Genomic DNA, 701 nt, shown 5'->3' on the forward strand with positions numbered 1-701 from the left:
AACCAGTTGGGAAAGCAAACTCTCTCTGATGCACAACAATTCAAGCCGCCATGCCAAGAACCAACGCATTGCATGGCGAGGGGACTCAGTTGACTGGTGCTTTACAACTCGCAACTGCTTTGAAGGCGGGGTGGGCAATCTTAATCAAACACAAACGGACTATACGTGGAAAACAGATTTTTCTACCTACCTGCAAAGCGGTACACTTAATTATGGGAGCGAATTAAACTATTCCAACGCACAGAAGAGTCGTGATGAAGAAGCTCGCTACTATTATTTATCCCGCTCTGCCGGTAGTGAAGAGTTTAGCTGTGCACCCGGTGACCCTGCTTGTAATGGCCTAAATGCCGCCTCAAGAGATTTGGTCTATCAACCGTTTAATGCTGAGGTAAGTGTTTATAATCATTCGCTTTGGGGTGAATATCTAAACACTTACGGAAATATAGATATTCGCGCAGGCACGCGTTACTCCTATGACGATTTTCTGGGCAACCATAACGTGGCGCCCCGCCTGACGGGCACTTGGCAGTTTGTTCCTGATACATTTTTAACGCTAGGCGCTAACCGCTACTTTGGAAGAAACATGGTAGGGTATGCGATTAATGAGCAAGTTCCAGTCCACACCTGCTACGAGCGCCAGTTGAAAAACGCCCCCGATAACAGCTATGGTGGAGTACCAGGCAAATGGGATGCCTGTAACT

Annotated in this window: 1 protein-coding gene; it reads left to right on the forward strand. The window is 47.4% G+C overall.

Annotation, left to right across the window (positions count from 1 at the left end; all coding sequences use genetic code 11):
* The coding region (locus ACT3TC_RS17115; RefSeq protein WP_444641157.1) for a hypothetical protein at nt 1-701 on the forward strand (701 nt) is incomplete at both ends.

Source organism: Halomonas sp. AOP27-A1-41, from assembly GCF_052378605.1.
Lineage (GTDB): Bacteria > Pseudomonadota > Gammaproteobacteria > Pseudomonadales > Halomonadaceae > Vreelandella > Vreelandella citrativorans.